Raw genomic sequence first — 22,067 nt, 5'->3', positions numbered from 1 at the left:
CGCACATAGAACCCGGCTTTCCACAACGCCATGCCGGCCTCGAACGGGCGCACGATGGCGTCACCATCACGGCCAGCGATCTGGATCGCCCCGGCCAGGCCATAGTTACGAATGTCGATGACGTTCTTCGAGCCCTTCAAACCGTGCAATGCATTCTCAAAATGTGGCGCGACCTCAGCCACGCTCTGCACCAGGTTTTCCTTTTGCAGCAAGTCCAGCGCCGCCAGACCAGCCGCGCACGCCACCGGGTGCGCCGAGTAGGTATAGCCATGGGGAAACTCAACTGCATACTCGGGTGTCGGTTGGTTCATGAAGGTCTGGTAGATCTCGGAGCTGGCAATCACCGCGCCCATAGGGATCGCACCATTGGTGACTTGCTTGGCAATGCACATCAGGTCCGGGATCACGCCAAAGCTATCGGCGCCGAACATCGAACCGGTGCGGCCGAAACCGGTGATCACTTCATCGAACACCAGCAGGATATTGTGCTGGTCACAGATTTCCCGCAGGCGCTTGAGGTAGCCCTCAGGCGGCACCAGCACACCGGCCGAGCCGGCCATCGGTTCGACGAATACGGCGGCGATGTTGGAGGCATCGTGCAACTCGATTAGCTTCAGCAGCTCATCGGCCAAGGCAATGCCCCCCTCCTTCGGCATGCCACGGGAATAGGCATTGCTGGCCAGCAAGGTGTGGGGCAAGTGATCGACGTCCATCATGGCCTGGCCGAACAGCTTACGGTTACCGTTGACGCCGCCGAGGCTGGTGCCGGCAATGTTCACCCCGTGATAACCACGGGCACGACCGATCATCTTGGTCTTGGTCGCCTGGCCCTTGAGACGCCAGTAGGCGCGGACCATTTTCACCGCGGTATCGGCGCACTCGGAGCCAGAGTCGGTGAAGAACACATGGTTGAGGTTGCCCGGGGTCAGGCTGGTGATTTTTTCCGCCAGTTGGAACGACAGCGGATGGCCGTACTGGAAACCCGGCGAGTAATCGAGGGTGCCCAGCTGCTTGGCGACCGCTTCCTGGATTTCCTTGCGGGTGTGCCCGGCGCCGCATGTCCACAAGCCCGAGAGCGAGTCGTATACCTTGCGCCCCTTGTCATCCACCAGCCAGCTGCCTTCGGCGGCGACGATCAGGCGCGGGTCGCGTTGGAAATTGCGGTTGGCGGTGTAGGGCATCCAGTGGGCATCAAGCTTGAGCTGACTGGCCAGGGAACCGGCAGCGTGTTCGGGGCATGTTCATCGACAAAACCTCGCAGGACATAAGCGACAGGGATCGAAAGGCGTTCTTGCAGCTAAGTTGCCACGGCGATAAAGTCGATGAAATCCAACTTTTCTAACCTTTAGTCAGCGGATCACTAAACTATGAGCGCTCGCCGTCCCGATCCGCTGGCCCAGGTCAGCGACTTTGATATCCGCTTGCTGCGCATTTTCCGCAGCGTGGTGGAGTGCGGTGGATTCTCCGCCGCCGAAACAGTGCTCGGCATCGGTCGCTCGGCCATCAGCCAGCAGATGAGCGACCTCGAACAGCGCCTCGGCCTGCGTCTGTGCCAGCGCGGACGGGCGGGGTTTTCCCTGACCGAGGAAGGTCGTGAGGTTTATCAGTCGGCGTTACAGTTATTGAGTGCGCTGGAAAGCTTTCGTACCGAGGTCAACGGCCTGCACCAGCATTTGCGCGGCGAATTGACCATCGGCCTGACCGACAATCTGGTCACCCTGCCCCACATGCGCATCACCCACGCACTGGCTCAATTGAAAGAGCGCGGGCCCGACGTGCAGATTCAGATCCGCATGATCGCCCCTAACGAAGTCGAGCAAGGCGTGCTCGACGGCCGCCTGCATGTCGGCGTGGTCCCTCAAGCCAGTGCCCTTTCCGGACTGGAATATCAGCCGCTCTACAGCGAACGGTCGCTGCTGTATTGCGCGGTCGGGCATCCGTTGTTTTATGTGGATGACCAGCAACTCGACGACGCGCGCCTCAATAGCCAGGACGCGATCGCACCAACCTTTCGCCTGCCGGCCGACATCCAGGCCCATTACCAGGCACTCAATTGCACCGCCAGCGCCTCGGACCGCGAAGGCATGGCGTTCCTGATTCTCACCGGGCGCTACATTGGTTACCTGCCAGATCACTACGCCAGTCTCTGGGTCCAGCAGGGTCGGTTGCGCGCCTTGAAACCCACGGTGCGTTTCTATGACCTGAGCCTGGCCTCGGTCACCCGCAAGGGCCGTCGACCTCATCTGGTGCTGGAAAGTTTTCTCGAGAGCCTGGCGGCCACCCGCTGATCCCACATTGCTCGAGGTTGGCCTGGTCATCGACGGAGGTTTTTTAGTGTGATGGCACTTGTCGGATTGATGCCGGTGCGCTATCAACGCAGTTGCTTGCCCCACAGACCCAGCCCCGGAAACGTCCATGACCTTTGAAGTCCCAGCCCACGGTGGCAAGCCCACCAGTCGAATTCGTCAAAAGAACGAAGAGACGATCCTCAAGGCCGCCGAAGATGAGTTCGCCCGTCACGGGTTCAAAGGCACCAGCATGAATGCCATCGCCCTGAAGGCCGGGCTGCCCAAGGCAAACCTGCACTATTACTTCACCAACAAGCTCGGGTTGTATGTGGCAGTACTGAGCAACATCATCGAATTGTGGGACAGCACCTTCAATACCCTTACCGCCGAGGATGATCCAGCCGAAGCCCTGACCCGCTACATCCGCGCCAAGATGGAGTTTTCCCGCCGCCAGCCCCAGGCGTCGCGGCTGTTCGCCATGGAGGTGATCAGCGGTGGCGAATGCCTGACCGAGTACTTCAACCAGGACTATCGCGCCTGGTTCAATGGCCGTGCCGCCGTGTTCCAGGCCTGGATCGATGCGGGCAAGATGGACCCGGTCGACCCGGTGCATCTCATCTTCCTGCTCTGGGGCAGTACCCAGCATTACGCCGACTTCGCCACCCAGATCTGTCGTGTCACCGGTCGCAGCAAGTTGACCAAACAGGACATGATCGATGCCGGCGACAACCTGACCCACATCATCCTCAAGGGCTGCGGCCTGACACCTGCTTTATAAGACTCCCATGCCCTTTACCCTTGCCGGCTTTTGCGAATACCGTGAAGAAATTCGCAAAAGCCGCTTCATCACCTTCGCCGCGCCCATCACCAGCCCCGCCGACGCCCAGGCTTTTATCGAACAGCACAGCGACCTCAACGCCTCGCACAATTGCTGGGCCTGGAAACTCGGCGATCAATACCGCAGCAACGACGATGGCGAGCCGGGTGGCACCGCCGGACGCCCGATCCTGGCAGCCATCGAAGCGCAAGCCTGCGATCAGGTCGCGGTACTGGTGATCCGTTGGTACGGCGGCATTCAACTGGGCACCGGCGGGCTGGCCCGGGCCTATGGTGGCGGCGCGAACAAATGCCTGCAAAACGCCGATAAAATTGAATTGATCAGCCGCGTGGCGCTGCGCTGTACCTGCGGGTTTGCGGAACTGGCCCTGGTGAAATTGCGGGTTGCCGAACGAGGCGGGCTGGTGAACGACGAAACCTTCACAGCCAATGGAGTGGACTTGCAGATAGCCGTGGGTGAGGCGCAAATAGAAGCCCTGCAGAAGCAATTGGCCGACCTGAGCCGTGGACGGATTCTGTTAGCGCGCTGAGTCGAAGGCCTGCAACCTTTAAAGGCGCCACGCAAACGTGCAACTTGCCCACATCCACTGTGCACCTGCTTGTGGATAACCTGAGCACATTCCTCTGTAACCCTTCTGTCATGCGGGTTTTAGAGGGTTGCTCACTTTTCAGCCAACGTCCCATCCAACCGATAAATCCATCAACAAAACAATCGCTTGGGCGGTTTATCACCTTTAGAAGAAAGCCACGCAGTGCTTATGCCCGAGTGTTCGGCTTGCGCACAATAACTGTGGAGCAATCTGTGGATAACCCGTTCATGGCTCTCGCGGCCCCAAGAAGGGCATGGCTTGCAGCTGCTTGCTCAATTTTTAACCACCTATTTCAGGGCAAGCCAGGGCCTCGATGACCGCGCGCGCCCCAAGCCGGTGCAGGATGAGTCCTAGGTAACAGTGCCCAGGCTATACGCTGAGGGCCTGACATTCGGGGTTTACGCAAAATCCTGACCTAGTGGCCAGGAAATTGCTTTATCCACCGGCATTCCTGTTCATCGACCCGAGCCTGTCATGTCCGACACCAATTCCGTCCCACGCCTGCAGTTGCGCAAGATCAGCAAACGCTACCCCGGCTGCCTGGCGAACGACGCCATCGACCTGAGCATCCAGCCCGGAGAGATCCACGCCTTGCTCGGGGAAAACGGTGCGGGCAAAAGCACCCTGATGAAAATTATCTACGGCGTCACCCCGGCGGATTCGGGCGAAGTGATCTGGCAAGGCCAGCGGATCAGCCTGCGCAATCCAGCCCAGGCCCGCAGCCTGGGGATCGGCATGGTGTTCCAGCATTTCTCGCTGTTCGAAACCCTCACTGTTGCGCAGAACATTGCCCTGGCGATGGGAGCGGCGGCCGGTACGCCGGCTCACCTGGAACCCAGGATCCGTGAAGTTTCCCGCCGCTACGGCATGGCGCTGGAGCCGCAGCGGCTGGTCCACAGCCTGTCAATTGGCGAGCGGCAGCGAGTCGAGATCATTCGCTGCCTGATGCAGGACATTCGACTGCTGATTCTTGATGAGCCCACCTCGGTGCTCACTCCCCAGGAAGCCGACGACCTGTTCGTGACCCTGCGTCGCCTGGCAGGCGAAGGCTGCAGTATTTTGTTTATCAGCCACAAGTTGGCCGAGGTTCGGGCGTTGTGTCACAGCGCCACGGTGCTGCGTGGCGGGCGGGTGTCGGGGCACTGCACACCGGCACAATGCTCGGACCGTGAATTGGCGCAGTTGATGGTCGGTGAGAGCGCCGGACTGATCGCCGACTACCCCAAGGTCAGCGCAGACAAAGCGTTCCTTGAGATCAACAAACTGTCATGGCACAACCCGGACCCGTTCGGCTGCTCGCTGCGGGATATCGACCTGGAGGTGCGCAGCGGCGAAATCGTCGGCGTCGCCGGCGTGGCGGGTAACGGCCAGGACGAGTGGCTGGCGTTGCTCAGCGGAGAAACGCAACTTCCCCGCCAGCAAGGCGAAACCATCCGATTCGACGGGCAACCCGTGGCTCATCTGCGCCCCGATGCCCGTCGCCGGCTCGGGCTGGCCTTCGTTCCCGCCGAACGTCTGGGTCACGGCGCCGTGCCGCAATTGAGCCTGGCAGACAATGCCTTGCTCAGCGCCTTCCAGCAGGGTCTGGTCAGCCATGGACTGATTCGACGCCGTAAGGTCGAGCGCTTGGCCGAAGAGATCATCCGCCGCTTTGGCGTGAAGACACCCGACACCCAAACCCCGGCGCGTAGCCTTTCGGGGGGGAACCTGCAGAAATTCATTCTCGGCCGGGAGATCCTTCAGCAACCGAAGCTGCTGGTGGCTGCCCACCCGACCTGGGGCGTGGATGTCGGTGCGGCGGCGACCATTCATCGCGCCTTGATCGCCCTGCGCGATGCCGGCGCGGCGATCCTGGTGATCTCCGAAGACCTCGACGAACTGTTCCAGATCAGCGACCGCCTCGCAGCGTTATGCGCTGGACGACTGTCGGTCTTGAAGCCCACGGTCGAGACCCGACTCAGTGACGTCGGCGGCTGGATGGCCGGCCAGTTCGACACGTCCCCATCCCCTGCCCCCGCGTCGGTTTAACGGAGTTCTTTCATGCTGCTTTCTCTCGAACCTCGCGGCCAGCAATCACGCCTGATGCTCTGGTGCTCACCGCTACTGGCGGCCGTATTGACCTTGGGCAGTGGCTCGCTGCTCTTTATCGCCCTGGGTCATGACCCGTTGCAAACGTTGTACACCTTGTTGATCGCGCCGATCAGCGACCTCTACGGGGTGTCCGAGTGGCTGGTCAAGACCTTGCCGATCCTACTCTGCGCCCTCGGTCTGGCAGTGGCCTATCAGGCGCGAATCTGGAACATCGGCGCCGAAGGCCAACTGTTGTTGGGTGCCCTGGCCGGCAGCGCTCTCGCCGTGAACATCATCGGTGTGCAAAGCCGCTGGGCGCTGGTGCTGATTCTACTGACCGGGACCTTGGCCGGTGCGGCCTGGGCCGGACTCACGGCGTGGCTGCGCACGCGCTTCAATGCCAATGAAATCCTCACCAGCATCATGCTCAACTACATCGCCCTGAACCTGCTGCTGTTTTGCGTTCATGGGCCGTTGAAGGACCCGGCGGGTTTCAACTTCCCGGAATCGGCGATGTTCGGCGAGGCCAGTCGCCTGCCGTTGCTGCTGGAAGATGGGCGGGTCCATGCCGGGTTGTACTTCGCCTTGCTGGCGCTGGTAGCGGTGTGGGTCTTGCTGCAGAAAAGTTTTGTCGGCTTTCAAATCAAAGTGCTGGGCCTCGACGCACGCGCCGCCGGTTTCGCCGGGTTTCGCCAGAAACCGCTGGTGTGGCTGGCGCTGGTGATCAGCGGGGCGCTGGCCGGGCTGGCCGGTGTCTGTGAAGTGACCGGGCCGATCGGCCAACTGGTGCCGCAGGTGTCGCCGGGCTATGGCTACGCGGCGATAACCGTGGCGTTCCTGGGCCGCCTCAATCCCATCGGCATTCTGTTTTCCAGCCTGTTGATGGCGTTGCTGTACATCGGCGGCGAGAGCGCGCAGATGTCGCTCAACCTGCCCCAGGCAATCACCCAACTGTTCCAGGGGATGATGCTGTTTTTCCTGCTGGCCTGTGACGTACTGATCCTGTACCGGCCACGCCTGAACCTGCGCTGGACCCGGCGCACCCGGACCACCGCCGTACAAGCAGGAGCGCTGTAATGGATATCGACCTGTTGAGCAACATTTTCTACGCCATGGTCCGCTGCGGCACACCCTTGCTGCTAGTGGCCCTGGGTGAACTGGTCTGCGAGAAAAGCGGCGTCCTGAACCTGGGCCAGGAAGGCATGATGCTGTTCGGCGCGGTGATCGGTTTTATCGTCGCCTTCAACAGCGGCAACCTGTGGCTGGGGGTGCTGTTGGCAATGGCCGCCGGGATGCTGCTGTCGGCGCTGTTCGCATGGGTGGCGCTGGTGTTCAACGCCAATCAGGTGGCCACCGGGTTGGCGCTGACGATTTTCGGCGTGGGCCTGTCGAGCTTTGTCGGGGCGGCCTGGGTCGGCAAGCCGCTGGCGGGGTTCGAGCCGCTGGCGATCCCCTATTTGAGTGACATCCCGCTGATCGGGCGGATGCTGTTTGCCCAGGACCTGCTGGTTTACCTGTCCTTCACGCTGTTTGCCCTGGTGGCGTGGGTGATCGTGAAAAGCCGCGCCGGGTTGATCATCCAGGCTGTCGGCGAGAACCCCGACGCCGCCAGTGCCATGGGCCTGCCGGTGTTGCGCGTGCGAACCCTGGCGGTGCTGTTCGGCGGCGCCATGGCGGGGTTGGCCGGTGCTTACCTGTCGTTGGCCTACACGCCGATGTGGGCCGAGAACATGAGCGCCGGGCGCGGCTGGATCGCCCTGGCCCTGGTGGTCTTCGCCAGTTGGCGGGTCTGGCGCCTGCTGCTGGGCGCCTATCTGTTTGGCCTCGCCAGCATCCTGCACCTGGTGGCCCAGGGCTTGGGGCTGGCGATTCCATCGAGTTTGCTGGCGATGCTGCCGTATGCCGCGACCATCGTGGTGCTGGTGCTGCTGTCCCGGGATGCCGTGCGCACACGCTTGTATGCACCGGTTTCACTGGGGCAGCCTTGGCAGGCGGGGCATTGAGGTACACCCGTGGCGAGGGAGCTTGCTCCCGCTGGGGCGCGCAGCGTCCCTCCTAGGAAGGCGACTGCTGCGCAGTCGAGCGGGAGCAAGCTCCCTCGCCACGGATGGGCAGTGTCTGCATGACGCCCCACACCACCTCCAGAAACAGGAAAACCCACAACACCGCACTGGCCCCATGAAGCAGCGCATACAGCATCCAGGTCGAAAACAGAAACCGCCCCACCGCGTCATAACGCCCATATAGCGGTTGCGGATCACGAATCCGCAGCACCGCCCAGACGCAGACAATCGAGCCCAGCAAATTCACCATCAACAGATGTGCAGGCGCAAACGGCGGTAGCTCTCCAGGCAGGTCAAATAGCTGAGTCAGGCTCATCAACACACCGTGCAACGCCGCAAAGCTCCACGGCGTGGCCAGCACGGCCGACACGATAAGGTCGTACCAGGCGCTGCCGCGCACCACCCGGCGATATTGCATCGAAGTCCACATACACGTTGCTCCAGATAATTGGGGAGCGAAAAGGCTAAAGCCTGGGGTATGCTCCAAGGTCAAGCCCCCCGGAGTCGTCCATGCGTATCGGTGAATTAGCCCAAGCCTGCGCCGTCAGCCGTGACACGCTGCGCTTCTACGAACAGCGCGGCCTGATCGCGGCGCAGCGCAGTGCCAATGGCTATCGCGATTACCCCGCCGACGTGGTCCAGCTGGTGCTCTATATCAAGACCGCCCAGCGCCTGGGCTTTACCTTGGGCGAGATCGGCGCCAGCGTCGCCGCCCTGTGGAACGCCCCCGACCCCGACTGCGCGGTGACGCAACTGCTGCAAGACAAACTGAACCTGATCGAAACCCGCATGAGCGAACTCGACGCGTTGCGTCACGAGCTGAAACAACGGCTCGGGCAGCGTTGTCCATTAAATCCGTGACCTTTTTCACTCAAGGATGCCTTCATGAATTCGGCAAAAAACGCATTGATCATCGGCGCCTCCCGCGGCTTGGGCCTCGGTCTGGTGAAGACGTTGCTCAGCGACGGCTGGAACGTGATTGCCACCGTGCGCAACCCGCAGAACGCAGAGGCGTTGAAAGCGCTGGGCCCGGTGCGAATCGAAAAGCTCGACATGGACGACCAGCAAGCCGTCATCGCCCTGAGCCAACAGCTCAAGGGTGAAACCTTCGACCTGCTGTTCGTCAATGCCGGCGTCAAAGGCCCCGACAACCAGAGCCCAGGGGGCGCGACGCTGGCCGAGGTCGGCCAGTTGTTCTTCACCAACGCCGTCGCGCCGATCAACCTGGCCCAGCGCTTCGTCGGCCAGATCCGCGACGGCAGCGGCGTGTTGGCGTTCATGAGCTCGGTGCTCGGCAGCGTGACCATGCCCGACGCCCCGGAACTGGCGCTGTACAAGGCAAGCAAGGCTGCGCTCAACTCCATGACCAACAGTTTCGTCAGCCAACTGGATGAACAGACGTTGACCGTGCTGTCGCTGCACCCGGGCTGGGTCAAGACGGACATGGGCGGTGAAGGGGCGGACATTGATGTCGAAACCAGTACCCGTGGGTTGATTGACCAGGTCAACGCCTTCGCCGGCAAGGGCGGGCATCACTTCGTCAACTACAAGGGCGAAACGATTCCCTGGTAAAGCATCATTGCTCCTGTGGGAGCGGGCTTGCTCGCGAAAGCGGTATATCAGTCGACATCAATGTTGAATGACAGTCCGCCTTCGCGAGCAAGCCCGCTCCCACATTTGGATCTCGGCAGACCCTGGAAATCTGCAACACAACCTGAGTAAACTCCACCCCTCGCCCTATCCAACGGGCGACCCTGGATCAGCAGACAGGGCATCACTGAGCTGGCTAACCTGAACCCACTTTCAGAGGAGCCGGCCACCATGCCTGCGACCCGTACCTGGTTAAAGAATCCCCTCGCCATTTTCACCGCCAACGACCTCGATGCCCGTGGTGGTCTCGTCCTGCAGGACGGCGTGATCGTCGAATTGCTGCGCCCCGGCCAGCAGCCCGTCCAGCCTTGCAACAACATCTTCGACGCGCGTGAACATGTGGTCCTGCCGGGGCTGATCAATACCCATCACCACTTCTATCAAACCCTGACCCGGGCCTGGGCACCGGTGGTGAACCAGCCGTTGTTCCCGTGGCTGAAAACCCTCTACCCGGTTTGGGCGCGGCTGACTCCGGAAAAACTTGCCCTGGCGAGCAAAGTGGCCTTGGCCGAGTTGCTGCTGTCGGGCTGCACCACGGCCGCCGACCATCATTACCTGTTTCCCGAAGGCCTGGAAAATGCCATCGACGTGCAGGTGCACAGTGTTCGTGAGCTAGGCATGCGCGCGATGCTGACCCGCGGCTCCATGAGCCTGGGCGAAGCCGACGGGGGCTTGCCGCCGCAGCAGACCGTGCAGCAGGGCCAAGTGATTCTCGACGACAGCCAGCGGTTGATCAGCCAATACCATGAGCGCGGTGACGGCGCCCGGATCCAGATTGCCCTGGCGCCCTGCTCGCCGTTTTCGGTCACGCCCGAGATCATGCGCGCCAGCGCCGAACTGGCTGAACAACTCGACGTACGTTTGCACACGCACCTGGCCGAGACCCTCGATGAAGAGGACTTTTGCCTGCAACGCTTCGGCCTGCGCACTGTGGATTACCTGGACAGCGTCGGCTGGCTCGGCCCGCGCACCTGGCTGGCCCACGGCATTCATTTCAACCCGGATGAAATCGCCCGCCTCGGCGCCGCCGGCACTGGTATTTGCCATTGCCCCAGCTCCAACATGCGCCTGGCCTCGGGCATCTGCCCGACCCTGGACCTGACCGCCGCCGGCGCACCGCTGGGCTTGGGCGTGGACGGTTCGGCCTCCAACGACGCCTCGAACATGATCCTCGAAACCCGTCAGGCGTTGTACCTCCAGCGCCTGCGCTATGGCGCGCAAGCGATCACGCCGGAGCGCGTACTGGGCTGGGCGACCCGGGGTTCGGCCCAGTTGCTGGGGCGCAGTGACATCGGCGAACTGGCGGTGGGCAAGCAGGCTGACCTGGCGCTGTTCAAGCTCGATGAGCTGCGCTTCTCCGGCAGCCACGACCCGATCTCGGCCCTGCTGCTGTGCGGGGCGGACCGGGCGGATCGGGTGATGATCGGCGGGCAATGGCGAGTGATCGACGGGCAGGTCGAGGGGTTGGACTTGAAAGGTCTGATTGCCGATCACAGCCAGGCGGCGCGGGAGTTGATCGCCGGCATCTAACTTAACATCAATCCCATGTGGGAGCGGGCTTGCTCGCGAAGGCGGGGTGCCATTCAACATAGATGTCGACTGGTACACCGCCTTCGCGAGCAAGCCCGCTCCCACAGTTTGGCTTTGTGCAGGGCTTAAAGACCCAACAACGACAACATAATAAACGTCGCAAACAACACAAAGTGGGTCATGCCTTCGATGGCGTTGGTTTCGCCATCGTTAAGGTTGATGGCGCTGACGATCAAGGTGATGAAGATCATCACCGTCTGCACTGGGGTCATTGCCATCTGAAACGGCTGGCCAGTGTAGAGGGCCATGGCTTCCATCACGGGCACCGTCAGGATCACGGTCGATAGCGAAGCCCCCAGCGCGATGTTCACCACCGACTGCATGCGATTGGCCAGGGCGGCGCGCAGGGCGGTGAGAATTTCCGGTGCGGCAGAGATAGCAGCCACCAGGATCGCCGTGACCACCGGCGGCGCCCCCGAGCCTTCCAGGCCCAGGTCGATGGCCTTGGACATGACCTCGGCCAGGGCACCGATCACCACCACGCCAAACACCAGCGCACTGATGGAGAACGTCAGGCTGATGGGTTTCGGCTCGTTTTCCACCGGCTCTTTCTTGCGGCGTTTTTCCGGGTAGCTGTAGCTGAAAAAATAGCTGTGAGGCCCCACCTGCATGCGCAGGAATAAGGTGTACAACACGATCATCGCGCCGATGGTAAAGGCCGAATACATTTTCCAGTTCTGCTGGGGGATAAACTCCGGCACCACCATCGACACGCCCATGGCGGTGAGGATCATCACGCTGTAGGTACGCGCCGAATCATCGTTGTAGGCCTGCTCGCCATGCTTGATCCCGCCCATCAACGCCGCGAGCCCGAGAATGCCGTTGATGTCGAGCATCACCGCCGAGTAGATCGTGTCCCGCACCAATGTCGACGACGCTTCGTTGCTCATCATGATCGCCAGGATCACCACTTCTACCAGCACCGCCGACAAGGTCAGGATCATGGTGCCGTAAGGATCACCGACTTTTTCCGCGAGCAGTTCAGCGTGATGGGCCACGCGCATGGAGGCCGCGACAATGAAGCCGATTAGCACCAGGCCGCTGATCAACGCGACCAGTTGCCCGTTGCCCAATAGCCAATGTTCCAGCGGATAGGCGATACACGCGGCGATCAGCGCCAGCAACAGCAGTTTTTCTTGCTTGATCAAAGTGAGCATCGCGGGCCTGTCAGCGAGGATAGGGTCATGAGCTACAGACTGTAGTGGACGGTGAACGTTTCGTTCGGTGTGGTGCACCAGACAGCGGCGAGTGGGTGGCAGGCGCACCTTAATCGATCTCAAGGGCCTCATCGCGAGCAAGCTCGCTCCCACAGGTTGTGCATTGCCTTTGTGGGAGCGAGCTTGCTCGCGATGGCTGCCCCGAAAAGATCGCAGATTTTGTTGTCCTGTTGGTCAGCATTTTGCATTAGTGCCGTACAGCCAACCTCACAACAAAATGGAGTTCGAGTTCATGCACAAACGCCCCTTGAAGAAGTTGCTTTGCGCCGTCGTCGCAGCCGTCGGCCTGGGTGCCGGCCTGAATGCCAGTGCCGCCGACCCGCTGAAGGTCGGCTTCGTCTACATCGGCCCGATCGGCGACCACGGCTGGACCTATCAGCACGAGCAAGGGCGTAAGGAACTGACGGCGAAACTCGGCGACCGGATCACCACCAACTACGTGGAAAACGTGCCGGAAGGGGCGGACGCCGAGCGGGTGATCCGCAACATGGCCAAGGACAACTACGACCTGATTTTCACCACCTCCTTTGGCTACATGAACCCGACACTGAAGGTCGCCAAGCAATTTCCCAAGGTGACTTTCGAACACGCCACCGGCTACAAACAGGACAAGAACCTGGGCACCTACCTGGCTCGCACTTACGAGGGCCGCTACGTTGGGGGGTTCCTTGCGGCCAAGATGACCAAGACTAAGAAAATCGGCTACGTCGCGTCTTTCCCGATCCCCGAAGTCATCCGCGACATCAACGCCATCCAGCTGGCCCTGAACAAATACAACCCGGGCACCGAGATCAAAGTGGTGTGGGTCAATTCCTGGTTCGACCCGGGCAAGGAAGCCGACGCCGCCAACGCCCTGATCGACCAGGGCGTGGATGTGGTGTTCCAGCACACTGACAGCCCGGCGCCGATCCAGGCCGCCGAGCGACGCGGCGTCTACGCGGTCGGCTACGCTTCGGACATGGCTCACTTCGGTCCCAAGGCCGTGCTGACGTCAATCGTCAATGACTGGGGCCCGCACTACATCCAAGCGACCCAAAGCGTGCTCGACCACAACTGGAAATCCCAGGATTACTGGGGCGGCCTGAAGGAAGGCACCGTGAAGCTACCGATCAGCGACCTGGTGCCGGCAGCAGTCAAGGGCGAAGCCGAGCAGATCATCGCCGACATCGAGAGCGGCGCGTTCCATCCGTTCACCGGGCCGATCAAGGACCAGGCCGGGATCGAGAAAATCCCGGCGGGCACGAGCGCCACCAACGCGCAGCTGGCGTCGATGAATTACTACGTCGAAGGCATGAAGGCTGAGATTCCCAAATAACCTTCAAGCCCAATGTAAATCCCATGTGGGAGCGGGCTTGCTCGCGAAGGCGGAGCGTCAGTCAACATTGATGCTGAATGTACCGCCGTCTTCGCGAGCAAGCCCGCTCCCACAATGGGGTCTCCATTCCACTTCAGGAAAGCCGCATGAACAGCCTGCCCGTCATCGACATCAGCCCCCTCTACACCGAGGATTCCAACGCCTGGCAATCCGTCGCCGGGCAGATCGACCATGCCTGCCGCCAGTGGGGCTTTTTCTACATCAAAGGTCATCCCATCAATACCGCGCGTATCGCCGAAGTCCTGGACTACGCCCAACGCTTCTTCGCCTTGCCCGTCGAAGAGAAACTCAAGATCGACATCACCCAAACCCGCCACCACCGCGGCTACGGCGCCGTCGCCACCGAACAACTGGACCCGACCAAGCCCAGCGACCTGAAGGAAACCTTCGACATGGGCCTGCACCTGCCGGCCCATCATCCCGAAGTACTCGCGGAAAAACCGCTGCGCGGCCCCAACCGGCACCCGAACCTGGGCGGCTGGGAAACCTTGATGGAGCAGCATTACCGCGACATGCAGGCACTTGCCCAAACCCTGCTACGCGCCATGACGTTGGCCCTTGGCATCGAACCAGACTTTTTCGACACGCGCTTCAACGAGCCAGTGAGCGTGCTGCGCCTGATCCACTACCCGCCACGCCAGACCGCCAGTAGCGCCGAGCAGCAAGGGGCTGGCGCCCACACTGATTACGGTTGCATCACCCTGCTCTACCAGGACGCCGCCGGTGGTTTGCAAGTGCGCAACGTCAACGGCCAATGGATCGATGCGCCGCCCATCGACGGCACGTTCGTGGTCAACCTCGGCGACATGATGGCGCGCTGGAGCAACGACCGTTACCTGTCGACGCCGCATCGAGTGATCAGCCCGCTGGGGGTGGACCGTTATTCGATGCCGTTCTTTGCCGAGCCGCACCCCGACACGCTGATCGAGTGCCTGCCCGGTTGCCAGGATGACCTGCATCCGCCGAAGTACCCGACCACCACCTGCGCCGAATTCCTGCTGTCGCGCTTCGCCGACACCTATGCTTACCGGCGGGAGCCGCAAGCGCTGTAGTGGATCAGCCGGTCAGGTTTTAGCCGACATTGCGGCCAGCCCCTGTAGAATGCCCACCATCGATTCGCTGATGAGAAAAGACCATGTACGACTGGCTGAACGCCCTGCCCAAGGCTGAACTGCACCTGCACCTGGAGGGTTCGCTGGAGCCCGAGCTGCTGTTCGCCCTGGCCGAACGCAACAAGATCGCCCTGCCATGGAGCGATGTGGAGACCCTGCGCAAGGCCTATGCCTTCAATAATCTGCAGGAGTTCCTCGACCTGTATTACCAGGGCGCCGATGTACTGCGCACCTCTCAGGATTTCTACGACCTGACCTGGGCCTACCTGTTGCGTTGCAAGGCGCAGAACGTGATCCATACCGAGCCATTCTTCGATCCGCAGACCCACACCGACCGTGGTATCCCCTTCGAAGTGGTGCTCAACGGCATCGCCGCCGCCCTCAAGGACGGTGAGCAGCAACTGGGTATCACCAGTGGTCTGATCCTGAGTTTCCTGCGCCACCTGAGCGAAGAACAGGCCGAGAAAACCCTCGACCAGGCACTGCCGTTTCGCGATGCCTTCGTCGCCGTGGGCCTGGACAGTTCGGAGATGGGGCATCCGCCGAGCAAGTTCCAGCGAGTGTTCGACCGTGCGCGCAACGAAGGCTTCCTGACCGTCGCCCACGCCGGCGAAGAAGGTCCACCCGAGTACATCTGGGAAGCCCTGGACCTGCTGAAGATCCAGCGCATCGACCATGGCGTCCGCGCCATCGAAGACGAGCGGCTGATGCAGCGGATCATCGACGAACAGATTCCGTTGACCGTTTGCCCGCTGTCCAACACCAAGCTATGCGTGTTCGACGACATGTCGCAGCACAACATCCTCGACATGCTCGAACGCGGTGTGAAGGTGACGGTGAACTCCGACGACCCGGCGTACTTCGGCGGCTACGTCACCGAAAACTTCCACGCGCTGTACACCCACCTGGGCATGACCCAGGACCAGGCCAAGCGTCTGGCGCAAAACAGCCTGGATGCGCGGCTGGTAAAACCTTAAGCCTGACGATCATCCCCTGTGGGAGCGGGCTTGCTCGCGAAGGCGGTGTGTCAGTCACCTTGTGATCGACTGACACTCCGCCTTCGCGAGCAAGCTCGCTCCCACAGGAGATCGGTGTTTAATCGGCCACCGTGCCTTCGCTCAACTCCTCCAGCGTCTTGCCCCGGGTTTCCATCCCGAACAACCACACCACACCCGCCGCCACGGCGAAGCACAGCGCGCCCAGGGCAAATACGCCGCCCTGCCCGGTGATGGGGAATACCAGCCCGGTCACCAATGGCCCGAGCAGCGAACCGACGCGGCCGACCGCCGAGGCAAAGCCCGAACCCGTGGCGCGTGCCGAGGTGGGGTACAGCTCCGGCGTGTAGGTATAGAGCACCGCCCACATACCGAACAGGAAAAACTGCATCAGCAACCCGCTGCCAATCAGCAGGCTGACGTTGCCACCAAACACCGCGCTCTGACCATAAAGAAACGCCATCACCCCGCCGCCCAGCAGCGTGATAATGCACACCGGCTTACGCCCCCAACGTTCTACCAACCAGGCCGCCATCAGGAAACCGGGAATTCCGCCCAAGGAAATCAGCACGGTGTAATACACCGACTGAGTCACGGCGAACCCCGACTGCTGCAACAACGCGCTGAGCCAGGACGTCAGGCCATAGAACCCGAGCAAGGCAAAGAACCAGACACTCCAGATCATCATCGTGCGCTGGCGATACAGCGGCGACCAGATCTGCGCCAGGGCCGAAAAGAAGCTGCCCGGCGTACTCGCCACCCTCGGCAGGCGGATCGGCTCCGGCAGGTCTCGACGCCCCAGCGAGGCCCGGACCTTGTCTTCGATTCGCGTGAGCACCGCATCCGCTTCGTCACCTCGTCCGGCTTGTTCCAGCCAGCGCGGCGACTCGGGGATAAAGAAGCGAATCGCCAGGACAAACACCGCCGGCACCGCCAGCACCAAAAAGATGTCGCGCCAGCCAATCACCGGCAGCAGGAAATACGACAATATGCCCGCCGCAACGAACCCCAGCGGCCAGAAGCCGTCCATCAGCGCAATGTAGCGACCTCGGCGCTTGGCCGGGATCAGCTCCGAGAGCATCGACTGGGCAATCGGAAACTCCATGCCCATGCCAATACCCAACAGGATGCGAAACAGCGTCAACGTCTCGACGTCCTGGGCGGTGGAGCACAAGTAACTGGCGATGCCCCACAACACGATGCTCCACTGGAACACCGGTTTGCGCCCGAAGCGATCAGCCAGCATGCCCGACAGCGACGCGCCCACCACCATGCCGAAGAAACTGGAGCTGGCGAGCAAACCGGCCTGGGCTGTGCTCAGGCCAAACTCGGTTTTGATCGACCCCAGCAGGAACGTCATCATTGCCAGGTCCATGGAGTCGAAGAAAAACGCCAGGGCAATGATGATAAAAATGATCCGGTGATAGCCGCTGATGGGCAGCCGCTCCAAACGTTCCGCCGCGCTGTAGCCCTGAATGTTCATGCCGCATCCCCCCCGATCCGATTAATTCCCCGGCCGAGTGTGCGCGAACCTTGCAGGTGGCTATTGCTGAATACGACCTGGCGAAAGCCCTGAACGACTAGGCCATCTCCAAAGCGTCCTGCTCGGCGAACCGATGGATTTCCTGCTGGCCGAGCACCGTTACTTGCAAGGCTCGCGAGTCGTTGGGCAGGCTCAGCCAACCGGACTGCATGAACAGTTGCAGCAACGCCGCCCCCAGCGCTCCGCCCATGTGTGGACGACGCTCGCTCCAGTCCGGACAGGCGCAGGCGATGCGGGCGTTGCGATGGGCCAGCGCCTGGATGAACAGACCGTGTCCGGCCAACTGGTTAGCGCCTTTATGGGTGACGATCACCCGCTGGTCGAACTGTTCGATCCACCCGGCATCCAGCAGTCGCTGATACAGATCAGCCGCCAGGGTACCGCCCAGGTGGTCATCGCAGAGCCTGGCCCGCATCAATGAGGCGGGGGCCGACGGCGCCTTGGTAGGCAGGATACCGCGCTTGAAAACCTCCGGAATCTGCCGTGGCGTGCTGACCAGGGTCGCGCTGGCCAGTGCCTCGACGGCGGCCCCGATCTCGGGCGCGGCCAGGCGGAAAAACCGTTTGCGGCCCCGGGCTTCGACTTTCAACAGGCCTCCGGCGGACAGGCGTCCCAGATGAGCACTGGCCGAGGACGGCGACAACCCGGCCAGTAACGCCAACTCTTCAGCCTGCCGGGCCGTACCGTCCATCAAGGCCCACATCATTGCGCTACGCTTGGGGTCGGCCAGCAGCGTGGCGATCTGGCTGATGCAAGGTGCATGTTCCATGTATTCACTCCCTGTTGAATCATTCGTCTACTGCTCTGGCGCATATTGACCCGCAAGGGGGTCGCCCAAAGCGGCCCAACCGCTGCAAATCGCGCGACGCCGCGCTCGATGCCGCGCCGATTCAGGCGGCCGCTAGTATAAGCGCGGCGATCAAGGTTTCCTGTCCTCCAGAAACCTTTGGAGGCGATTGTTCGTGAGGGAAAAGTCTCTATTTGCCCGCGACTAATGGCCAGCGCCTGTCGAGAGCGGAAATTGAGCCGTCAACTGACCGCAACGGGCCTGGAGCATCTCCCGCAAAAGGTTGATAGGTTTGCTCAATTGCGCCCGGTGAGCACACAGCAGATTGAGCGGCGCGCGTTCGCAGCGCAGGTGCGGCAAAAGGATTTTCAGACGCCCGGCCAGCACATCGGTGGAGACATCCAACCATGATTTATAAGCGATGCCGGCGCCTGCCACCGCCCAGCGCCGCACCACATCGGCGTCGTCACTGAAGCGGTCACCGCTGACGGTGAGGCTCACTTCCCGCTTGCCGTCATGAAAGCACCAACGGTCATGAACCCGGGTGCCGAGCATATACAGCAGGCAGTTGTGCTGGGCCAGTTGCTCCAATTGATGGGGCTCACCATGACGCGCCAGGTAATCCGGCGACGCGCACAGCACCCGGTAGTTATCCGGCGCGACAGGCAAGGCCACCAGGCTCGAATCTTCTGGCTCGCCATAACGCAACGCGATGTCCACCGGCTGCTTGAACAGGTTGGCAATGCGATCGCCCAGCAGCAGCCGCACCGTCAGCCCAGGATGCTCGCACTGGAATGCATCCAGCCAGGGCAGCAGCAGGTTGCGCCCCAGGTCCGACGGGGCGGACAACTGCAACACGCCGCTGACCTGATCCTGGCCGCTGGTCAACAACCGTCGCCCCTCCTCGAGACTCCCCAGCGCAGCGCGGGCATATTCAAGAAAACCTTCACCCTCGGCCGTCAGGCGCAAACTGCGGGTGGAGCGGGCCAATAACCGGGCGCCCAGGTGTTGCTCGATCCGCTTCAACGCGGCGCTGGCTACCGCCGCCGACAGATCCATGACCCTGGCCGCGGCAGAAAGACTGCCCAGATCCGCCGCCCGGACAAACAACTGCAAGTCATCGAATCGAAGCATGGCGGCCCCATTATCAAAAAATTATTGAAAGAGCCTGTTGTTTTAGCCGGTTTTATCTCGCCGATAAATAACTAAACATTGGCTTCATTCAACTCACTTCACGGAGCCGCTTCATGAAAGCCATCGCCTACTACCATTCGCTGCCCATTACCGACCCGCAATCGCTGCAAGACGTCGAGCTGCCAGAACCGGTCGCCGGCCCACGGGACTTGCTGGTGGAGGTCAAGGCCATCTCGGTCAACCCGGTGGACACCAAGGTTCGCCAGAACGTCCAGCCCGAAGGCGGCGCCGCCAAAGTACTGGGCTGGGACGTGGCTGGGGTGGTCAAGGCAGTGGGCAACGAAGTCACGCTGTTCAAGGCCGGGGACAAGGTGTTCTACGCCGGCTCCATCGCCCGGGCCGGTGGCAACAGCGAGTTGCATGTGGTGGATGAGCGCATCGTCGGCCACATGCCCAAGACCCTCGGTTTTGCCGAAGCGGCAGCGCTGCCGTTGACGGCCATTACCGCGTGGGAGTTACTGTTCGAGCGGCTGGGTATCCAGGAAGGTCATGACGACCAAGGCCAGAGCTTGTTGATCGTCGGTGCCGCGGGAGGCGTGGGCTCGATCCTGACGCAACTGGCTCGCCAGCTCACCGGGCTGAAGGTCATTGGCACCGCTTCCCGCGCGCAGACACAGGATTGGGTACGCGGGCTGGGCGCCGACCTGGTGATCGACCACAGCCGACCTTTGAGTGAAGTATTGAAAGAAGCAGGCCAGCCTCAGGTGACCCACGTCGCCAGTCTGACCCAGACCGACCAGCACCTGGATCAGTTGGTCGAGGCCCTGGCGCCCCAGGGCAAACTGGCGCTGATCGACGATCCCAAGGCGTTGGACGTGACCAAGCTCAAGCGCAAGAGCCTGTCGCTGCATTGGGAATTCATGTACACCCGCTCGCTGTTCGAAACTGCCGACATGATTGAACAGCACAACCTGCTCAACCGCGTGGCCGAGCTGATCGACGCCGGCACGCTGAAGACGACGGTTGGCGAGCACTTCGGCACCATCAATGCCGAGAACCTGCGCCGGGCTCATGGCTTGCTGGAAAGCGGCAAGTCCAAGGGCAAGATTGTGCTTGAAGGCTTCTGACTATTTTGTGGCAGCCAAAACCCTTGGCTTGTTAGCCCTCTGTGGCGAGGGAGCTTGCTCCCGCTGGGGCGCGCAGCGGCCCTGTTTTGGGTCTGCTGCGCAGTCCAGCGGGAGCAAGCTCCCTCGCCACACGTGTTGCCTCACCTTGGGACTGCACCGTCAGTCCGAGAATTGACCCTTGTCACAATTGCGATCGCATTCGGGTCTACACTCGAGGCCTTTGCAACGTAATCTTTTCGTGAGGAGGTCAGCAATGAAGATCCTGATAAAAGAAGTGGCAAAATCCCAATGGCAAGTACGCCTTGACCAACACGTCGTGACCTTCCGCACCGAGGCCGAGGCCCAGGCCTTTGCCACCACCCTGCAAGCGCGACTTCACGCGCCCCATCATTTCCCCGAACAGCAGCAGCGCGCGGCCAGCTGAATCAGCCCTGGCGACTGGCCTCGGCCAGTGCCCGAGCATTTTGCAGGCGGCGGGTCAGCATCGCTGCAGCCACCACTAACAGCCCGCACAGGCTGATGACCAGCGCCATCGGCACAGCGCTGCCGTCATGCAGGGCCGCCACCAACGCGGCGGCCCCGGCGGCCACGGAAAACTGCAGGCAACCCAGCATCGCCGATGCGCTACCGGCCCGGGCACCTTGTCCGTTCATCGCGCAGGCCGATGCATTGGGAAGGATGCAACCCAGGCTGGCAATGCAGATAAACAGCGGAATCAGCAGCGGCCACAAAGATTCCGGCCGTAAGGCGCTGATGGTCAACAGGCCCAGCCCGGCGAACAGATAGATCCATACCGCGCGACTCAGCAGAAAGGCCGGGCCACGCTTGGCCAACAACCGCGCATTGACCTGCGCCACCAGAATGAAGCCTGCGGCGTTGGTACCGAACAGCCAGCCGAAGTGTTCGGCCGGCACACCGTAGAGCTTGATGAAGACGAAAGGTGAACCGGCGATGTAGGCAAACATCCCGGCGATAGCGATACCCCCCGTCAATGCATGACCGAGGAAGATCGAGTCGGTCAATAGACGACCGTACTGGCGCAGCGCACCTGACAACGGTTGCCGAGGCACATGATCCGGCAAGCTTTCCGGCAGCCACAAGGCCACGGCCGTCGATGCCAATGCGCTGAACAGGGTCAGGCCAATGAAGATCGATTGCCAGCCGTACAGGTTCACCAGCAACCCACCGAGCATCGGCGCGAGGATCGGCGCCAGGCCCATCACCAGCATCAATTGCGAGAACACCTTGGCCGAGCCCACCGCGTCGCATTTATCGCTGACCACCGCCCGGGAAATCACCATCCCGGCGCAACCACCCAGGGCCTGGACGAAACGCGCACAGATCAGCCATTCGAGATTCGGTGCGTAGGCACAGGCCACGGACGCCAAGGTGAACAAGCCGACGCCGACCAGCAACGGAATGCGCCGCCCGAAGCGATCCGCCACCGGCCCATAGGCCAGTTGCCCGATGGATAACCCGAGAAAATACGCCGCCAGGGTCAACTGGATGTGTTTCTCGTCGGTACCGAAGGCGGTTGCCATCGCCGGAAAGGCGGGCAAGTAAAAGTCGATCGCCAAGGGACCGAAAGCGCTCAAGGCGCCAAGAATCAGAATGGTACGAAGGTTCATCGGGCGTCCAGCTCAGGCGTCAGTCGGCAGCCCGACAGTCTAGCCTTGCCGGGCGCCCTTG

21 protein-coding genes (1 of these 21 cut by a window edge) are annotated in these 22,067 nt (G+C 61.6%); 14 read left to right on the top strand and 7 right to left on the bottom strand.

Translation table 11 applies throughout. From position 1 onward, the window contains the following. A protein-coding gene (locus CD58_RS03365; protein ID WP_025211666.1) for an aspartate aminotransferase family protein crosses the window boundary here: on the bottom strand, positions 1 to 1,181 show its 5' portion. 106 nt of this gene lie to the left of the window's left edge; only the first 1,181 of its 1,287 coding nucleotides appear in the window; it begins with the start codon at positions 1,179 to 1,181; its stop codon lies beyond the left edge, outside the window. A 186-nt stretch (positions 1,182 to 1,367) separates the two neighbouring features. Here CD58_RS03365 and CD58_RS03360 point away from each other — a divergent pair, with 186 nt between their 5' ends. The 6 genes from CD58_RS03360 to CD58_RS03335 all read left to right on the top strand — a co-directional run bounded on the left by CD58_RS03360 (position 1,368) and on the right by CD58_RS03335 (position 7,788). Then, positions 1,368 to 2,288, top strand: a complete 921-nt coding sequence (locus tag CD58_RS03360; RefSeq protein ID WP_025211665.1) for a LysR family transcriptional regulator — start codon at positions 1,368 to 1,370, stop codon at positions 2,286 to 2,288. A 127-nt stretch (positions 2,289 to 2,415) separates the two neighbouring features. Then, complete coding sequence (locus CD58_RS03355) at positions 2,416 to 3,066, top strand: TetR/AcrR family transcriptional regulator (protein ID WP_025211664.1); 651 nt, start codon at positions 2,416 to 2,418, stop codon at positions 3,064 to 3,066. Between the two features lie 7 nt (positions 3,067 to 3,073). Further along, positions 3,074 to 3,655: an IMPACT family protein gene (locus tag CD58_RS03350; RefSeq protein WP_025211663.1), complete on the top strand. Its 582-nt coding sequence runs from the start codon at positions 3,074 to 3,076 to the stop codon at positions 3,653 to 3,655. Positions 3,656 to 4,189: 534 nt separating this feature from the next. Next, positions 4,190 to 5,743, top strand: a complete 1,554-nt coding sequence (locus tag CD58_RS03345) for an ABC transporter ATP-binding protein (RefSeq protein WP_025211662.1) — start codon at positions 4,190 to 4,192, stop codon at positions 5,741 to 5,743. Positions 5,744 to 5,755: 12 nt separating this feature from the next. Further along, entirely contained in the window at positions 5,756 to 6,862 is a 1,107-nt protein-coding gene (locus tag CD58_RS03340; RefSeq protein ID WP_025211661.1) for an ABC transporter permease, read from the top strand. Then, a complete protein-coding gene (locus CD58_RS03335; RefSeq protein WP_025211660.1) occupies positions 6,862 to 7,788 on the top strand; it encodes an ABC transporter permease in 927 nt (308 codons plus the stop codon). The genes CD58_RS03340 and CD58_RS03335 overlap by 1 nt, the downstream gene beginning before the upstream one ends. 52 nt (positions 7,789 to 7,840) lie before the next feature. On the opposite strand, the gene CD58_RS03330 is transcribed toward CD58_RS03335, so the two are convergent. Beyond that, entirely contained in the window at positions 7,841 to 8,278 is a 438-nt protein-coding gene (locus CD58_RS03330) for a hypothetical protein (protein WP_025211659.1), read from the bottom strand. Positions 8,279 to 8,358: 80 nt separating this feature from the next. Between CD58_RS03330 and CD58_RS03325 the strand changes: the two genes are divergently transcribed. From CD58_RS03325 to CD58_RS03315, 3 genes are all read left to right on the top strand, one after another. After that, positions 8,359 to 8,709 (top strand): MerR family transcriptional regulator, encoded by a 351-nt coding sequence (locus CD58_RS03325; protein ID WP_025211658.1) that lies wholly within the window; start codon positions 8,359 to 8,361, stop codon positions 8,707 to 8,709. A 24-nt stretch (positions 8,710 to 8,733) separates the two neighbouring features. Then, positions 8,734 to 9,420 (top strand): SDR family oxidoreductase, encoded by a 687-nt coding sequence (locus CD58_RS03320; protein WP_025211657.1) that lies wholly within the window; start codon positions 8,734 to 8,736, stop codon positions 9,418 to 9,420. A gap of 249 nt (positions 9,421 to 9,669) precedes the next feature. Beyond that, positions 9,670 to 11,028, top strand: coding sequence for an 8-oxoguanine deaminase (locus CD58_RS03315; protein ID WP_025211656.1), 1,359 nt, complete (start codon positions 9,670 to 9,672; stop codon positions 11,026 to 11,028). 125 nt (positions 11,029 to 11,153) lie between these two features. Here the strand turns inward: CD58_RS03315 and CD58_RS03310 are convergent, their stop codons facing one another. Beyond that, the gene (locus CD58_RS03310; protein ID WP_025211655.1) at positions 11,154 to 12,245 is read right to left on the bottom strand and encodes a calcium:proton antiporter; all 1,092 of its coding nucleotides are present in this window, start codon (positions 12,243 to 12,245) and stop codon (positions 11,154 to 11,156) included. A 292-nt stretch (positions 12,246 to 12,537) separates the two neighbouring features. Here CD58_RS03310 and CD58_RS03305 point away from each other — a divergent pair, with 292 nt between their 5' ends. The 3 genes from CD58_RS03305 to CD58_RS03295 all read left to right on the top strand — a co-directional run bounded on the left by CD58_RS03305 (position 12,538) and on the right by CD58_RS03295 (position 15,769). Next, positions 12,538 to 13,620 carry a BMP family ABC transporter substrate-binding protein gene (locus CD58_RS03305; RefSeq protein WP_025211654.1) on the top strand — a complete coding sequence of 361 codons (1,083 nt, stop codon included), beginning with the start codon at positions 12,538 to 12,540 and terminating at the stop codon, positions 13,618 to 13,620. A 146-nt stretch (positions 13,621 to 13,766) separates the two neighbouring features. Beyond that, the gene (locus CD58_RS03300) at positions 13,767 to 14,732 is read left to right on the top strand and encodes a 2-oxoglutarate and iron-dependent oxygenase domain-containing protein (RefSeq protein ID WP_025211653.1); all 966 of its coding nucleotides are present in this window, start codon (positions 13,767 to 13,769) and stop codon (positions 14,730 to 14,732) included. A gap of 83 nt (positions 14,733 to 14,815) precedes the next feature. Then, on the top strand, positions 14,816 to 15,769 hold the full coding sequence (locus CD58_RS03295) for an adenosine deaminase (RefSeq protein WP_025211652.1): 954 nt from the start codon (positions 14,816 to 14,818) through the stop codon (positions 15,767 to 15,769). 118 nt (positions 15,770 to 15,887) lie between these two features. On the opposite strand, the gene CD58_RS03290 is transcribed toward CD58_RS03295, so the two are convergent. The 3 genes from CD58_RS03290 to CD58_RS03280 all read right to left on the bottom strand — a co-directional run bounded on the left by CD58_RS03290 (position 15,888) and on the right by CD58_RS03280 (position 19,251). Beyond that, positions 15,888 to 17,270 carry an MFS transporter gene (locus CD58_RS03290; protein WP_025211651.1) on the bottom strand — a complete coding sequence of 461 codons (1,383 nt, stop codon included), beginning with the start codon at positions 17,268 to 17,270 and terminating at the stop codon, positions 15,888 to 15,890. A gap of 97 nt (positions 17,271 to 17,367) precedes the next feature. Beyond that, entirely contained in the window at positions 17,368 to 18,099 is a 732-nt protein-coding gene (locus tag CD58_RS03285) for an ArsR/SmtB family transcription factor (protein ID WP_025211650.1), read from the bottom strand. Positions 18,100 to 18,321: 222 nt separating this feature from the next. Continuing rightward, positions 18,322 to 19,251: a LysR family transcriptional regulator gene (locus CD58_RS03280; RefSeq protein ID WP_025211649.1), complete on the bottom strand. Its 930-nt coding sequence runs from the start codon at positions 19,249 to 19,251 to the stop codon at positions 18,322 to 18,324. Positions 19,252 to 19,364: 113 nt separating this feature from the next. On the opposite strand from CD58_RS03280, the gene CD58_RS03275 reads away from it, so the two are divergent. Both CD58_RS03275 and CD58_RS31180 read left to right on the top strand, forming a co-directional pair. Continuing rightward, positions 19,365 to 20,378: a zinc-binding alcohol dehydrogenase family protein gene (locus CD58_RS03275; protein ID WP_025211648.1), complete on the top strand. Its 1,014-nt coding sequence runs from the start codon at positions 19,365 to 19,367 to the stop codon at positions 20,376 to 20,378. Between the two features lie 253 nt (positions 20,379 to 20,631). Next, the gene (locus CD58_RS31180) at positions 20,632 to 20,802 is read left to right on the top strand and encodes a hypothetical protein (protein WP_200868903.1); all 171 of its coding nucleotides are present in this window, start codon (positions 20,632 to 20,634) and stop codon (positions 20,800 to 20,802) included. A gap of 1 nt (position 20,803) precedes the next feature. Here CD58_RS31180 and CD58_RS03270 read toward each other — a convergent pair whose 3' ends face one another. Continuing rightward, the gene (locus tag CD58_RS03270; RefSeq protein ID WP_025211647.1) at positions 20,804 to 22,006 is read right to left on the bottom strand and encodes a multidrug effflux MFS transporter; all 1,203 of its coding nucleotides are present in this window, start codon (positions 22,004 to 22,006) and stop codon (positions 20,804 to 20,806) included. Positions 22,007 to 22,067 lie beyond the last annotated feature (61 nt).

The organism is Pseudomonas brassicacearum (assembly GCF_000585995.1).
Lineage (GTDB): Bacteria > Pseudomonadota > Gammaproteobacteria > Pseudomonadales > Pseudomonadaceae > Aquipseudomonas > Aquipseudomonas brassicacearum_A.
The sequence above is the reverse complement of the archived record's forward strand: the minus strand, read 5'-3'. Positions and strand labels throughout refer to the sequence as shown.